General features: G+C 60.5%; 14 protein-coding genes. 11 read left to right on the forward strand and 3 right to left on the reverse strand.

All coding sequences use genetic code 11. The features are described from left to right. The 11 genes from NUW23_09725 to NUW23_09775 form a co-directional block, all read left to right on the forward strand. Window positions 1-1,598: amidohydrolase (locus NUW23_09725; GenBank protein ID MCR4426451.1), on the forward strand; the 1,598-nt coding region annotated here is incomplete at its 5' end. Window positions 1,599-1,607: 9 nt separating this feature from the next. Next, window positions 1,608-2,417, forward strand: a complete 810-nt coding sequence (locus tag NUW23_09730; protein ID MCR4426452.1) for a metallophosphoesterase — start codon at window positions 1,608-1,610, stop codon at window positions 2,415-2,417. Between the two features lie 161 nt (window positions 2,418-2,578). Next, window positions 2,579-3,313 (forward strand): GntR family transcriptional regulator, encoded by a 735-nt coding sequence (locus NUW23_09735; GenBank protein ID MCR4426453.1) that lies wholly within the window; start codon window positions 2,579-2,581, stop codon window positions 3,311-3,313. A gap of 11 nt (window positions 3,314-3,324) precedes the next feature. Then, window positions 3,325-4,239, forward strand: a complete 915-nt coding sequence (locus tag NUW23_09740; GenBank protein MCR4426454.1) for a sugar ABC transporter permease — start codon at window positions 3,325-3,327, stop codon at window positions 4,237-4,239. A 17-nt stretch (window positions 4,240-4,256) separates the two neighbouring features. Further along, window positions 4,257-5,129: a carbohydrate ABC transporter permease gene (locus NUW23_09745; GenBank protein MCR4426455.1), complete on the forward strand. Its 873-nt coding sequence runs from the start codon at window positions 4,257-4,259 to the stop codon at window positions 5,127-5,129. Window positions 5,130-5,226: 97 nt separating this feature from the next. Continuing rightward, window positions 5,227-6,468 carry a sugar ABC transporter substrate-binding protein gene (locus tag NUW23_09750; GenBank protein ID MCR4426456.1) on the forward strand — a complete coding sequence of 414 codons (1,242 nt, stop codon included), beginning with the start codon at window positions 5,227-5,229 and terminating at the stop codon, window positions 6,466-6,468. A 68-nt stretch (window positions 6,469-6,536) separates the two neighbouring features. Further along, window positions 6,537-8,738: a DUF6259 domain-containing protein gene (locus NUW23_09755; protein ID MCR4426457.1), complete on the forward strand. Its 2,202-nt coding sequence runs from the start codon at window positions 6,537-6,539 to the stop codon at window positions 8,736-8,738. Then, the gene (locus tag NUW23_09760; protein ID MCR4426458.1) at window positions 8,735-9,547 is read left to right on the forward strand and encodes a PHP domain-containing protein; all 813 of its coding nucleotides are present in this window, start codon (window positions 8,735-8,737) and stop codon (window positions 9,545-9,547) included. The genes NUW23_09755 and NUW23_09760 overlap by 4 nt, the downstream gene beginning before the upstream one ends. 31 nt (window positions 9,548-9,578) lie before the next feature. Beyond that, on the forward strand, window positions 9,579-10,307 hold the full coding sequence (locus NUW23_09765; protein ID MCR4426459.1) for an SIS domain-containing protein: 729 nt from the start codon (window positions 9,579-9,581) through the stop codon (window positions 10,305-10,307). A 4-nt stretch (window positions 10,308-10,311) separates the two neighbouring features. After that, the gene (locus tag NUW23_09770) at window positions 10,312-11,319 is read left to right on the forward strand and encodes a hypothetical protein (GenBank protein ID MCR4426460.1); all 1,008 of its coding nucleotides are present in this window, start codon (window positions 10,312-10,314) and stop codon (window positions 11,317-11,319) included. Then, window positions 11,309-12,049, forward strand: a complete 741-nt coding sequence (locus NUW23_09775; GenBank protein ID MCR4426461.1) for a sugar isomerase domain-containing protein — start codon at window positions 11,309-11,311, stop codon at window positions 12,047-12,049. Before NUW23_09770 ends, NUW23_09775 begins: the two co-directional genes overlap by 11 nt. 8 nt (window positions 12,050-12,057) lie before the next feature. On the opposite strand, the gene NUW23_09780 is transcribed toward NUW23_09775, so the two are convergent. From NUW23_09780 to NUW23_09790, 3 genes are all read right to left on the reverse strand, one after another. Continuing rightward, entirely contained in the window at window positions 12,058-12,282 is a 225-nt protein-coding gene (locus NUW23_09780; GenBank protein MCR4426462.1) for a DUF2905 family protein, read from the reverse strand. Window positions 12,283-12,344: 62 nt separating this feature from the next. Continuing rightward, a complete protein-coding gene (locus tag NUW23_09785; GenBank protein ID MCR4426463.1) occupies window positions 12,345-13,718 on the reverse strand; it encodes a flavin oxidoreductase/NADH oxidase in 1,374 nt (457 codons plus the stop codon). Between the two features lie 26 nt (window positions 13,719-13,744). Continuing rightward, window positions 13,745-14,563, reverse strand: a complete 819-nt coding sequence (locus NUW23_09790; GenBank protein MCR4426464.1) for an IclR family transcriptional regulator — start codon at window positions 14,561-14,563, stop codon at window positions 13,745-13,747. Window positions 14,564-14,614 lie beyond the last annotated feature (51 nt).

A 14,614-nucleotide genomic window follows, 5' to 3' on the forward strand; every position in this document is an offset into this window, starting at 1 on the left:
TGTTGGGACCGGCGAGCGCGAGCACGCTCGAGTCCGATCCCAACACCGAGATAATCGACCTTGCGGGGCATTCGGTAGTGCCCGGGCTTTCCGAGACTCACTCCCATATTGTCTGGGCGGCGGAAAGCGAATACCACGGGGAAGTGTTCATCCCCAAGTCAGTCAGGGAGCTCTTGGACTACACTTCGGAGCGCGTTAGGGCTCTCAAGAGAGGCGAATGGGTTTACTTCCGGAACACCTATCCCACCCGCCTTGAAGAGTACCGCTACCCGACCCTGGAGGAACTCGACGCGGTCGCACCGGAAAACCCCGTCTTCATCGATGGCGCCTATGCCGGGCAGGCCAACTCATGTGCGCTCGCAGTCGCCGGGATCGACGAGAACACACCCCAGCCCCCAGTCGGAGAGATCGTCCAGGATCCAGTCACTCGCAAGCCGACAGGCCTGTTCCTGAGGTCCCAGTCCCTCATTGCGAGGCACTTCCCAGGGTTTCCCCAGGTGTCCGAGGAGGAACGACTCCAGGCAATCACCGAGGTCGCCCGCCGCTACAACCAGCTTGGCATCACATCCGTAATCGAGGGTTGGACCACGCCCACTACCATCGCTGCGTTCAATGAGCTCTACCGCAGGGGAGCGCTGACCCTCAGGATGACGTATACCGTCTTCCCCGACGCCGCTCAGCCGCGCGAGAGAATCGAGGAACACGTCGAAGAGATGTTCTCCCTGGTCGAGACGCCCTGCGCGTGGGGCAAGATTCGGTTCCTCAAGAGCACAGTGGACGGAGGCATCCTCACAGGAACCGCCCTGATGAGGAAGGCGTACGGCCTGCGAGGAGACCTGCACCAAAAGGTGTTCGGCCACACCGACCCCGGGTTCCGCGGGGTCCAGACCTACGATGTAGATTCGTACGTGCGCGCGGGAGAAGTCGCCTACGACCTGAACCTTCAGATGACTGCGCACTGTGTCGGAGACGCCGCCCTCGACATTCTCTTCGAGGCCTACAGGCGCATAGATGAATCCCGTCCGATCACCGGAAGGCGGTTCAGCGCGATCCACGGGGACTTCACGGACCGCGCAACCCTCGAGTTCATGGCGGAGAAGGGGATCTTGAATCTGGGGCAGATGGCCTGGTTCTACAAAGACGGTGCCATCCTGTCGCGCATTCTGACTCCCTGGGCGATCAGGAACTTCTACCCGTTGAGGACCATGGAGGAGCTTGGAGTCGTTTCAGCAGGAGGCAGCGACCACATGGTCAAGTGGGATTCGTTCGAGTCCGTCAACCCATATAACCCCTGGCTGGGCATGTACGCCATGGTTACACGGCAAACTGAGCGCGGCGGTGTCCTTGTGCCCGAGGAGAGGATATCCCGGGAATCCGCGCTTCGGCAGTACACACGCAACGGCGCCTACGCCACGTTCGACGAGGACGCCAAAGGAAGCATTGAAGTGGGCAAGCTTGCAGACCTTGCGGTGGTCAGCGGCGATTACCTGACCTGCCCCGAGGAGGAGATCCGCGGCATCCGCTCCCTGCTTACGATGGTAGGAGGGAAGATCGTTTACTCCGAGGGATTCGCAGTCGGGGAGGGCGGTCGGTCCTAGGAGGTCGCATTGAGAAGGGGTGGGCTAACCATGCGGATCGTGGCCATAGCCGATATCCATCTCGGGCCCGACCGGCACTCCGTCCGGGGCAGCGCGAGCGTCCGGGCCTTGGATGGGTTCGTTCAGGCGGTTGAATCCGAGATCCGACCCGATCTCGTTGTGGATCTGGGTGACCGGGTGGTGGATGTAGACCCAGATGCCGACCGGGAGCGCCAACACCAAATCGCGTCTGTGTTCGCCGGGATCTCCTGCCCAGTTCTTCACGTTATGGGAAACCACGACGCGGTCAATCTCGCCCGGGCTGACAACGAGCAGATCTTCGGGCAACCCATGCGCTGCCACTCCATAGATGTCGGGGGCTTTCATTTCGTTGTCCTCGACACCTGTGATCCTGTGCTCGGCGGAGTGGGAGGCGCAGTCTCCCGCGAGCAACTCCAATGGCTTGATGCTGACCTCTCTGCCGCCTCCGCCGCTTCGGTGTCTTCTGTGATCCTATGTCATCACGCCCTCTGCTACCACGACATCTCCCGAAATGTCCTGTTCAAGGGGATCGAGCCGTGGGCGTTCGCATCGAACAGGGAGGAGATCTGGCAAGTCGTATCCTCCCATCCCGGTGTCGTGCTAGTTCTTCATGGGCATCTCCATTGGACGACTGTCGAACGTGTTGGCGACGTGCCCTGTCTCAGCGCCAACTCACCTGTTGAATCGTGGACCACCGGAGGAGAAGTAAGGGGCGAGTACGCCGTCGTCACCCTCTCGCCGGGTGAGGGTGGCCTTGATGTGGACTTCCAGGTGAGACGGGTTTTCCCGCCCGAATGACTAGGTCAATCCCGCCGGAGAAATTATTCCCTTCCCCAGAAGGAATACCATTTAGTATATCTAATATAACAATAAGGCCGGGCCGTTGGGCTAACCCAGCAGTCGTTGCTGTCTTGCGCTTGGACCCCGGATGCCAGCATGCTTTGAGGAAGGGGCTGCCCATGCAGATCGACAGGGAGATCCCGATACCCCTGTACCAGCAGATCAAGTTCTACTGGAAGGACAAAATCGACCGTGGGGTTCTGAAGCCAGGCGACCGGATTCCCACGGAGAAGGAACTGTGCGAACTCCATGCGGTCAGCCAGATCACCGTGAAGCAGGCCGTCAAAGCGCTCGTCGGGGAGGGCCTGGTCGTCCGGCGGCCGCGCACCGGGACCTTCGTTGCCCACCCCAAGTTCAAACAGCAACTCTTGCGGTTGACCAGCTTCTCGGAGGACATGCGGCAGCGCGGGCTCAAGGCCGGCGCTCGAGTGATCGAGGCAGAGGAGGAGCCCGCAGATTCTCAGATCGCGGAGGCACTCAAAGTGGCCGAAGGTGAGCCCATTGTCCGGATAGAGCGCGTGAGGCTCGCCGAAGGCGAGCCGATGGCCATTGAGGTATTCCGCATGCCTTCAGTACTCTGCCCGGGGCTGCTCTCTGAGGATCTCAATGGCAGATCCCTCTACCAGCTGCTCGCCGAGAAGTACGGCCTGTCCCTGGAAGAGGCGGAACAGAGCATCGAAGCTTCCCTCGCTGATGCGAGAGAGGCACGCCTGCTTGGAATCAAGAGAGGCGCACCTGTTCTCAGAGTCGAGAGGATCACCCGCGACAGGGCTGGAAGGCCCTCCGAGCTTACGCGATCAGTGTACCGTGGCGACAAGTACCGGCTCCATGTGGCCATGCGCCGCAATCCGTAGGGTGCTGGGGGGTGGGCAAGCTGTCCAGGCCTGTCAGACCGCTTCTGAACCTTCGAACCCGCGAGATCCTGACTGCAGGGGGATTCCTTCTGCCCAACGTTGGAGTGTGGGCGCTCACGCACGTCTTTGCGGTTGGGATGGCACTCTGGCTCAGCTTCAACGATTGGGATCTGTTCTCGCCACCGAAGTTCATCGGGCTTGCGAACTATGTCAGGCTCTTTACTGATGATCGGAACTTCCGCAGGGCTGCGTTCAACACCCTGTACTACGTGATTGGGATAGTGCCGCTCAGCACTGCCCTGTCCTTGGCACTCGCGATCGCCATGAACCAGGAACTCAGGGCGATCAGGTTCTTCCGTACAGCATTCTACCTTCCGGTCGTCACGTCCACGGTGGCCATATCTGTAGTGTGGATCTGGCTTTTCAACCCCGATCGTGGCCTTTTCAACTACTTCCTGGGGCTTCTCGGGGTCACTAACACCCCTGGGTGGATCTACGACATGGCCTGGTCCAAGCCGGCGATAATCATCCAAAACATCTGGCACTACGTCGGCTACTACATGGTGCTGTTCCTGGGGGGTCTGCAAGGCATCCCGGCTCACTTGTACGAGGCCGCGGAAGTGGATGGGGCGACCCGGTGGCAGCAGTTCTGGAAGATCACACTTCCGCTCCTTTCACCCACGACTTTCTTAGTGATTGTGCTCAGGGTCATAAGCACATTCCAGATATTCGAGGAAGTCTACGTCATGACTGAAGGCGGGCCGTGGGGGTCCAGCCAGTCGGTGGTCTACTTCATCTACAAGAACGCCTTTGAGTTTTTCAGGATGGGGTATGCATCCGCCATGGCCATCACACTATTCGCGGTGATCTTCGTCTGCACCCTGCTCCAGTTCAAGCTTCAGCGGGAATGGGTCCACTACGAGTGACGGGAGGGAACCCGGCGATGATGAGCCAAAGCGTCGAGGCCCGCAGGCGAAAGCTCCGCCGCGCAAGAGCGAAGAGGATTGGGATCGTCGTTGCCTACGTTCTTTTGACGGCTGGGTCGATCATGATGATCATACCGTTCGCCTGGACCATATCATCATCTCTCAAGCACCCAGACAAGCTTCTCACGTTCCCGCCCGAATGGATACCGAAGCCAGTCTGGTGGCAGAACTACCCAGACGCCGTCCGCGCGGTTCCTCTTTTCAGGTTCTGGCTGAACTCGTTCTTCCTGTCCACCACCCTGATGTTGACGCAGGTGGCGACGGCCGTGCTCGCCGCCTACGCCTTCGCCCGGATGAGGTTTCCAGGCCGGGATACTCTCTTTCTCCTGTATATAGGCACAATGATGGTTCCAAGCCAGGTGACCTTGATCCCGCGGTTCCTGATAGTCCGCTACCTCGGCCTGATCGACTCGTATGGCGGCGTGATGCTGCCCATGTTCATCTATGTTCTCGGCACTTTCATCATGAGGCAGTACTTCTTGACGCTCCCGTACGAACTTGAGGACGCGGCGCGCATAGACGGTTGCGGGCGGCTTCGGAGCCTCTGGCACATCATCCTGCCGCTTGCGAAGCCGGCCCTGTCCACGGTGGCGATCTTCTCGTTCAAGAACACTTGGAACGAGTTCCTCTGGCCGCTGATTGTCCTGAACACGTATGAGAAATACCCGATCCAGGTTGGACTCGCTTTCTTCCGTAGCCAGGTGAAGACCGAATGGGAACTCCTTCTTGCCGGAACGGTGATAGCTATGGCCCCTCTCGTGGTGCTGTTCCTGTTCGGCCAGCGCTACTTCATCAAGGGCATATCTCTGACCGGCATGGGTGGAAGATGAGGCAGACCGTTCTTTCGAGGAGGTGGTCCGCCCGGGTTGTGGGTAAGGCGTCTATGCTCCCTTGGCGAGTCCAGAACGAACGAGGAGGAGAACGACAGTGAAAAGGATCCTTGCAGCGCTTGCCCTGGCAGTCATCCTGGCGGTGGGATCAGGCATTGGAACATCTGCGAAGACCAAGATCTCCGTGATCTTCTGGTGGGATGTGAACGACCCGGCTCTCGTGGAGATGAAGACCCAGTTCAGTGCGAAGTACCCCGACATCGAGGTCGCCTACACGAATGTCCCGTCTTCCCAGTACTATGACAAGCTCCTTACTATCATCGCCGGCGGAAGCCCGCCCGACGTAGCGATGCTCGGCATGGACAAACTCGCCACCTTTGCCAGCAAAGGGGCGCTTGTTGACCTCACTCCTTATGTGACAACCCAGTTCCCCATAGATGACCTGTTCGAGACGATCAAGCCTTCTCTCATGTACCGGGGCAAGTACTACGCGCTTCCGCGAGATGTTACCACCAACGTTGTGTACTACAACCGCAAGATCTTCCGCGAGCACGGAGTACCGTACCCCAAACCCGGCTGGACCTGGGACGACTTCCTGGAGACCGCGAAGAAAGTCACCCACATTGGGCCGGACGGCAAAGCGGAGCACTTCGGGTTCAACTACGATGCGTTTGCAGACGGGTTCATCCACTGGATCTGGCAGAACAATGGCAACTTCCTCAACGCCGACTTCACGAAGTCCACTCTGAACACGAAGGAGGCCATCGAGGCACTGCAATTCCTGGTCGACCTCAGGCTCAAGCATCGGGTGTGTCCCACGATCCCAGAGGCGCAGTCCATGGGCAAGGAGGAGGATCTCTTCAGGACCGGCCGGATTGCGATGTATATCGGCGGCGTATCCAGGACCCACAAGTTCGCGCAGGTAGCCGATTTGGACTGGGACGTCGCCCCCAACCCTGTCGGGAAACGGGCGGCGAGCCGGGTCTGGACCAACCTGTGGGTGATGCCTCGCGGCACGAAGAACCAGGAGGCCGCGTGGAAGTTTATCTCCTTCGTGGCTGGCCCGGAGGGGCAGAGGATAGCGTCCAAGATGAACATGGGCATTCCGGCGCTGAACTCCATCGCGCGGGAGGACCACTTCCTCAACCAGCCGCCGGACCACAGAGTGTACTTCCTCGACGCTTTCCGTGACGGCATCGTCTTCCCGGTGTTTCCTGAAGGCAAGGAATACTGGGACATGGTTCAGACTGAGCTTGAGCCGGTGTGGCTCGGGAAACGCTCCGTAGCTGAGGCGGCAGCAGCCATAGACAGGATCGCGAATACTACACTGTTCAAGTAGATCACCGGAGCTATACAAGGGGCGCGGTCGTACGGGCCGCGCCCTTGTGGAAACCTGGAGGCGGTAACGTGCTGGCCAGTATAGAGAACGGGCGGTTGAGGGTCAGCGTGGACCGGCGGACTGGGGCTCTCGCGGAGTTGACTTGCGTTTCCACAGGCGACAACGTTGCCAAGCGCGCACCGGCCCTGCGCCCCTTTGGTCCGCTCGCCCTTGTCTGCCTCGACGCGCGTGGGAACCGGGTGCACCTCGTCCCTGGGAACCCTGTCAGCGTGGAAGCAGAACCGGGCAGTGGGGAGCATACCCTCACAGTGACTCATGAATCGTTCAATGCCCGCGGCGGGGGCCGGGATGCCCACATTCGATGCAAGTGGCGCATCTCCATCCAATCAGGTGTCGACGCGTCCACCTCCATCTGGACTCTTCAGCTTGACAACCTGACGACCGATCTAAGTGTCGTAGAGGTGCTCTTTCCTTACCTGCAGGGCCTCATGCTCGGTGAGGAGCACTCGGACGACGTGCTTATCTTCCCTCACCACGCAGGGGAGAAGATCGTGAATCCCGCGGAGACCTTGACTTCTGAGAGATACTCGCGTTTCTGGAGGACCAGCACTATTCTGGAGCCCGAAGGCTACTACTCGCGGGAGATCAACTACTGTGGCCTTGCCTCCATGATGTGGCTGGACTACTACGACCCGAGCGGTGGGCTCTACATGGCCTCCTATGACCCGGACTATATCCTCACCGGCATCAGAAGCGAGACCGGAGGCCCCGAGGACCCCTGGTGCGGGTTTGGGTTCCGCAAGTACCTGCCGGTGAGGCCAGGTGAAACATGGCGATCCTCTCCCTACGCTGCTGCAATCCACCCGGGTGACTGGCATTGGGGGGCTGAACGCTACCGTACGTGGGCTCTGGGTCCTGGGGGCATGAGCTTGCCTCATGTACCTGCGGACCTTCTTGAGCAGGCCGCTCTCTGTCCGCGATATGACTTCCGGAACTCCGGTGTGGTCAGGCACCGGTTTTCCGAGATACCCGAGATGTATGAGAGGGCCAGGCGGGAGGGTATCACCCACTTCTTCATATCCGGCTGGAACCGGCAGGGCTTCGACACCGACTACCCGGAATATGTCCCCGACATGGAGCTCGGCAGCTCGTGGGAGTTGGCAGAGGGCTGCCGATACATCCGCGAGCACGGGGGAATGACCACCTTCTACATAAACGTTCGCCTGTTCGATCTCGAGTCCGATTACTTCCCGACCCTGGGGCGTAAGTGGGCGCTCAAAGATTCAAGCGGAGAAATGACTCGAGAGACCTACGGCCCGCGCACGTTCGCTGTACTCTGCCCGGGGTGCCAGGACTGGCGGCAGTGGGCGGTGGACACGGCGTCTTGGATGGTGAAAGCCTTCGGGGCGCGCGGAATCTACCTGGATCAGCTAGGTTCGGCAACGCCCCTGCCATGTTACGACCAGACACACAGGCACGAGGAAGAGCAGCATCATCACGGCCTGTACAACCACGGGTACCTCGAGATGATCCGGGCGATCCTGGCTCGATGCCGCGGCGTCGACCCGCAGCCTTTCCTTATGATCGAAAACTGTGGGGACATCTACAGCCAGTATCTTTACGCTAACCTGACCTGGAATGGTGACCCTTACGACGAGTTCTTCAATGTGTACAAGTATACGTTCCCCGAGTTCCTGCAGGTGAACATGGTCAATCCCAGAAGAGTCCCGAACAAGACCTTGCGGAACGCCTGGTTCTTTCGGGACATCGCCCGTGCCTTTGTGCTCGGGTCCATCTTCTGGGTGGAGCTCGGCGACAGGTTCGGCCCCGACGATGGAGACCTCCTGGATTTCGCCAGGGAGGCCTTGCGCCTTCGCATCGATGCGGCGCCACTGATCGCGCAGGGCACTTTTGTGGACGACAGGGGCCTCAGACTCCCTGGGCCCGAACGGGTAACAGGCGATCCTCCCTGGAGAGACCTCCAGGTGATATCCGCGAGCAGATGGACGCTTCCGGACGGAGCGTTGCTCATACTGATGTCGAACCCATCGCGCCGGGATGGGGAGTCGGTACTCATCGAAGCTGCGGCACTTCCCCGGTGCGAGAGAGTGGAAGTCAGCCTGCATGAGCTCGGCGGCTCCGTCTGTGAGACCTCTGTCGCTCCTGGGAGCCACGGGGACGTGGCCATCACCGTTCCGCGCTCGGAGCTCTCGTTTGCACTACTCATGCCCATTGACAGAGCTGCAACGGGAGGAGGGAGTGCCGGATGAGGACTTGCCGCGGGAAGATTCCCCGTGTAGACCTGCATGTCCACTCGAGTGCTTCCGACGGAGGAGGCTCAGTCTCCGATATCCTCGACCGGGCAAGGGAGAAGGGGCTCTGGGCCGTTGCAGTCACGGACCACTTGGACCCATATCACGAAGACCTTCAACAGGTCACTCTGGAAGCGCTGAAAGCTGCGCTTTGCACTCCGCGCCGGGTTGAGCCGGGGGCGGACGACACGATACTTCTGGTCGGGATAGAGCGGGGCCCTCATCGGCTGGACGACGCCGTCCTTCCTCCAGAGCTCGGCATCAGGTTGGATGTAATCATCGCGAGCGCCCACTACCTGACGTCTCCCCTTCCGAATTGGCCGGGAGCGGTGTGGAACCCGGAATACTGGGCGGCATACAAGGACGAAGTCCTGCGGCTCGCCACAGGCAACGGAGTAGACGTGATCGGGCACATGTCGGGATACCTGCCGATCCCTCCGGCACTCTCGGCCCAGACTAGCTTCGAAGAGAGGCGTGCGCTCGAACGGGAGATCGCGGACAGGTTCTTCGAGCGGGCATGGTACGAGCAGGTCTTCCGGTGTGCGGCACAGAATGGGGTTGCGGTTGAGCTTCACTGTGCAACACACACTCCTGCGCCGGACATGGTCAAGCTGGGCCTGAACATCGGGGTCAAGTTCTCCATCGGGAGCGATGCTCACTCCGTTGATAAGGTCGGGGAGATCGACTGGGCAGTCGACTTGCTGGAATCACTCGGCGCCGGAGCGGACTCCGTGTTCCAGCCCAGGCGTATCCGTTCCTGGTGTTGAGAGCCACGGGGATGTTCGGGAGGGGTTCGGTTTGTTCGAGTACTTCGATGTCATAAGGTCCATACTGAACGAGGTCGAGGCATCGGAAGGCCCTGCTCTGGACAGGGCGGCTAGGGAGATCGCGGATCGGATAGCCTCCGGCAAAGTGCTGCACTTTTTCGCGGCGGGCCATTCGTACATGCTCGGGGAAGAGCTATTCTACCGCGCGGGAGGACTCGCTCCGGTTAATGTCCTGTTTGACCCGGCGTTGATGCCCCATAACGGAGCTACCAAGAGTTCCAGACTTGAGCGACTGCACGGATACTCGGACGTGATCCTGGACGACGCCGGACTGGGGAAAGGCGACGTCATGATAGTGGCGTCCACCTCCGGGGTGAACCCGGTTCCGGTCGAAATGGCCCAGGGAGCCAGAGCTCGCGGTGTGTTCGTCATCGGACTCACATCCGTCGCCGGTTCTCGGGCGACTCCACTGCGTGGTCCGGGAGGCCAGCGTCTCTGCGATGTTGCAGATGTCGTTCTGGACACACACGTTCCATGTGGGGACGCTGCGGTGGAAGTCCCCGGCCTCGATCAGAGGATCGCCCCAGTCTCCACCGTGATCGGCGCATCAATCCTCAATGAGGTAGTGGTCAGGGTCGTGCGAAACCTTCTGGATCGGGGAATCGCTCCTCCCGTGTTCCGAAGTTCCAACCTCCCTGGAGGGGCAGAACACAACACGGAGCTGATCGACACTTATCGAGCAAGAATCAGGAGGTTCTAGACGGATGGGCACCGGACTCGTTGCCGCGATCGATGGGGGAGGAACCAAGACCCTATTCGTGATCGCCCGCATCGACGGAGCGGTGCTTGGGGTGGGACATGGGGGCGCGCTCAACACGGTGTTTGTACCCACGGAAGTAGCAAGGGCTTCGGTGCGCAAGGCAGCGGCGGAGGCTTGCCGCGTCGCCGGGTTCGGAGAGCATATACCTGTGCAGGTGGATGCCCTGTACGTTGGCGCCCCAGGGTTCTCCTCTGATCTTGCTCTCACATCCCTCGATGGGTTAGTCCAGGCCGCCAAGCTCACCGTGGCAGCAGACACCCTGAGTGCCTTCGTCGGGGCACTGGTCGAACCGTTCGGAGTCGTGGCCCTGGCGGGCACGGGCTCCTTCGCGACAGGCTTCAACCGGGCGGGGGAGTGTCTGACCCTTGGGGGATGGGGCGCTCTTCTCGGCGACGAGGGGAGTGCGTACGACATAGGGCTCTCCGCACTGCGGGCTGTGGTACGAGCCTCCGAAGGAAGGGCAGCCCCGACTGTCCTGACTGACATGATCCTGGGGGAATGGAGGCTTGCGCGGGTGCGGGATCTCGTCGGGACGGTCTACAAAGCCGGACCCTCCCGCGAACGCATAGCCGGAGCTGCGAAGATTGTCTCCCGGGCGGCGGAGGTCGGCGACGGGGTGGCCAAAGGGATCCTGAAACGTGCGGGAGAGGATCTGGGGGCTCTTGCCGTCCACGTTCTGAGCAGACTGGATCTGACGGGGCAGCAAGCTCCGGTCGCCCTGACGGGGGGTGTTTCCAGGGCGGGGGCGGATCTCCACGACGCCTTCGCAAATACGGTCCAAGAGGCAGACCCGGGTTGTAGGATCGTAAAGCCTCGGTTTTCCCCCGCCCACGGCGCGCTTCTTTTGGCCTTGAGAAGTGCCGGAGTGCGGACTGAACCTGCTATCCTTGAGAGGCTGGATGAGACATCCGCCGGATTCGACTGGAGGAGGAACGGCGACAATGCTGGGTGAGAAGTACCTTGAGGCAGTGCGGGAAGTGCTGAGCCGGATCGGCGAGACCCAGAAGCAGAGTCTGGCAAGAGCGGCGGAGTTGGCCGCGGAGGCCATAGCCAAGGGCGGGGCCATCCACCTTCTCGACACTGGCCATCTCCTCATGCACGAGATGTTTGGGCGTGTGGGTGGGCTGATGCTGCTGAGGCCTGTGCAGCTAACCCTGGAGGTAGAAAACCCTGGGCCCAAGAGGCGCGGGAGGTCAAAGCCGAAAGTGTACCTGGACGAGATCCCGGGCCTGCCCCAGTTCGTCCTGGATCGCAGTGAGATCTACCCCGGGGATGTCCTCATAATCGGCTCCGTGTCAGGAAAGAACGTGCTCCCGGTCGGCGTGGCCTTGCTCGCGAGGGAGCAGGGGGTGAAAGTCATCGCCCTGACCTCCGTCGAGTACTCTCGGTTTCTGGAGCCCAGGCATCCATCGGGGAAGAGGCTCTTCGAGGTGGCCGATGTGGTCCTCGACAACTGCGGGGTTGTGGGCGATGCCACACTCGAGGTTCCCGGAATGGAAGCGAAGATCTGTCCTACATCCGGCATCGCCGCCGCTTGCCTCATGTGGATGCTCGAGGCCGAGATCGTAGAAGCACTGCTCGCCCGAGGGATGAAGCCCCACGTCTACCTGAGCAACCACATGCCAGGAGCGGGCGAGTTCAACCGCCGGGCACTTGAGGAATACGAATCACAAGGATACTGATGCACTGCTCATTTGATGAGCCTGAGAAGCATGCCGAAGAAGAGCGACAGCCCCGACACCACCATGCTCACAACGATCATGGAGCCAAAAGGTGCGAAGACGTTCGGAGTCATGAAGTCCCCGGGCAGCTTACCGAACCAGCCGAAAAGCCCGGGAAACTTGACCATCACAAGCCCGGCAACAAACATCATGCCGCCGAGCTGGAATAATGTCTCTCCGATCCTCTGGATCATCAGGTCCACCCCCTGTTGAGAGTCACAGTATGCCTGAAGGCCGGTGATCAGGACCCGGACCTTCAGATGTGCGTCTTGACTTCCGTACCCGAAGCCGGAGGCTTTCCTTCCCGGCCTTTCTTGTATATGGGAAGATAGACCTCTTTGTCACGGACGGGACACCCTGTGGGCATTCCGTCCCGCATCATCACCGTGCACGAACTGCATGTTGTGCACGACTTACGCAGCTCCATCCGCCCTTCGCGCATGAGATCCCGGGCGAAGTCGGGGTATGCGAAGCTCATCCGTCCGAACCCAATGACATCAGCGCCCCCGCGGGACAGCACTCCGGACGCCACGAAAGGGGCAAGATGCCTCAACCACGAGTATCCCGTTCCGACCACTGTGACCTCTGGCACCGCCCGCTTGATTTCCTCGGTGAGCCGGAGCATGACTGCTATGCGCTCGAGAGGGTGCTCTGGGGGCACATAAGGCCCTGTATCGAAGGGCCGGCTGATGTGTGGGTTGTAGTAAGGGTTCCCGAAAGTCACGTTTATCAGGCTGACCCCTGTGTCCCGCAGGATCCTGGCCAGGCGGATCGGCTCGGAGAGGTCGGGGTCCGGATGGCCCGGACGGGTGTCTGATGTGCCCCAGCCGTACGGGTGGGGCAGGGCATCATACACGTTCATCCTGGTCGCCACCATCATATCATGTCCAACTGCCCGCACGATGGCCTCAGCTGTCTCGCGGACCAGGCGCGTGCGGCAGTCGAAATCCCCGCCGTACCTGCCGGTCCGAGTTCTTGCGGACAGGAGTTCCGAGATCAAGTACCTGTGGCACGATTTGATGTCGACTCCTGCGAACCCTGCGTCCCGGGCGATCTCTGCCGCGCGGACGTACACAGGGACCAGGGCCTCGATGTAAGCGTCGGTGCATGGTGCGTCAGTCTCATCGATCCCGAGGGGGGGATCGAGATAGGGGTTGTGCACGGCAAATATGGGCTTCGGCTTGGAGTAGCGCCCGGAATGCGTGAGCTGGATCAGGCAGAGCGGGGTATGGTCGTGCCCGAACTCCTCCTCTGCAGCGGCCACAGTCTTGGCAACCAGCAGTTTCATCTCGGGGAGGTTCTCTTTGACCATCAGGAGTTGCCTTGGGTTGGCTCGGGCTTCGTTCAGTATGGCCGCCGCCTCGAACCATATCAAACCCGCGCCGCCCTGCGCGAACCTGAGACAGCGCCTGGTCGTGAGTTCGCCCGGCTTGCCCTCGGAAGTCCCGTCGCACCCCTCCATCGGATGAATGGCGAGGCGGTTAGGAGCCACGGACCGGCCTATATGCGCCGGCGTGAGCAAGAGGCCTACGTCGTCTGCAAGTGGAATGTCCTTCTCGAGACCGAGCCTGGCGATGTCCCTGGCAAGGTCCTCCGGGCTCGAGTAGGAGAAGCGCCTGTGGGCCGACATGGGTGTCACCTCACGTTGAACTGCGACTACTTGCTGCTGCAGGTTCTGGACATATCGAACCCCATTGAGGCAGACAACTCCCGGCCGGCCCTTATCAGGCTTGGAAGGATCTCCCGCACCTTCTCTCGGGACATCCTCACCGTGGGGCCGGAGATGCTGACCGCGGCTACAGGGCGACCTGTGTGGTCCATGATGGGCACGGCGATGCAGCGGATTCCTTCTTCGTGCTCCTCGTCATCGGATGCATAACCAAGTGCCTGGACCGTTGCGAGATGGGCGATGTAGTCGTCGGGGTTGACTATGGTGTTTGCAGTGTGTTGCTTCATCCCGCGTTTCGCTAGCCATTCCCTGACCGTGGCCTCAGGGAGATAGGCACACATGGCCTTGCCCAGAGCGGTACAGTGAATGGGAGCGCTTGCCCCGACTCGGGATCTCATCGTGAGAACTTGAGAGGACTCCACCTTGTCAATATACACCGCATGTCCGTCATCAAGTATGCCGAGGTGGACTGCTTCCCCTGAAGCTTCCATCAACTCCTCGAGGTATGGACGGGCTTGTTGCCTGACATCGATCTGACTCAGGCAGATCGACCCGAGAGCGGCTATCCGAAGGCCCAGGGAGTACCTGCCAGTCGCATGATTCTGCCTCAGAAACCCACGTGAGGCTAGCGTGGACATGAGCCTCGATACCGTGCTCTTATGCAGATTGAGGCCGGCACTGACCTCAGTAACCCCGGTCTCTTTATACGACGCCCCGACAAACTCCAGGATAGCGAGCGCCCGGAGTACGCTGGCCACTGAATGTTTGGACAGGTTGGTCTCCTCAACGTCTTCCTTCCTAACCACCAGACTACGCGGCGTCGGGAGCCCCCGCCTTCAGGCGTGGGGAGGCGACGC

The organism is Bacillota bacterium (assembly GCA_024655925.1).
Taxonomy (GTDB): Bacteria; Bacillota; DTU025; order DTU025; family JANLFS01; genus JANLFS01.

What these genes read in the sequence shown, in the direction of transcription:
- NUW23_09785 (MCR4426463.1), bottom strand. Translation starts at nt 13,718, where the DNA reads ATGTCGGCCCACAGGCGCTTCTCCTACTCGAGCCCGGAGGACCTTGCC.
- NUW23_09770 (MCR4426460.1), top strand. Translation starts at nt 10,312, where the DNA reads ATGGGCACCGGACTCGTTGCCGCGATCGATGGGGGAGGAACCAAGACC.
- NUW23_09775 (MCR4426461.1), top strand. Translation starts at nt 11,309, where the DNA reads ATGCTGGGTGAGAAGTACCTTGAGGCAGTGCGGGAAGTGCTGAGCCGG.
- NUW23_09745 (MCR4426455.1), top strand. Translation starts at nt 4,257, where the DNA reads ATGATGAGCCAAAGCGTCGAGGCCCGCAGGCGAAAGCTCCGCCGCGCA.
- NUW23_09735 (MCR4426453.1), top strand. Translation starts at nt 2,579, where the DNA reads ATGCAGATCGACAGGGAGATCCCGATACCCCTGTACCAGCAGATCAAG.
- NUW23_09760 (MCR4426458.1), top strand. Translation starts at nt 8,735, where the DNA reads ATGAGGACTTGCCGCGGGAAGATTCCCCGTGTAGACCTGCATGTCCAC.
- NUW23_09780 (MCR4426462.1), bottom strand. Translation starts at nt 12,282, where the DNA reads ATGATCCAGAGGATCGGAGAGACATTATTCCAGCTCGGCGGCATGATG.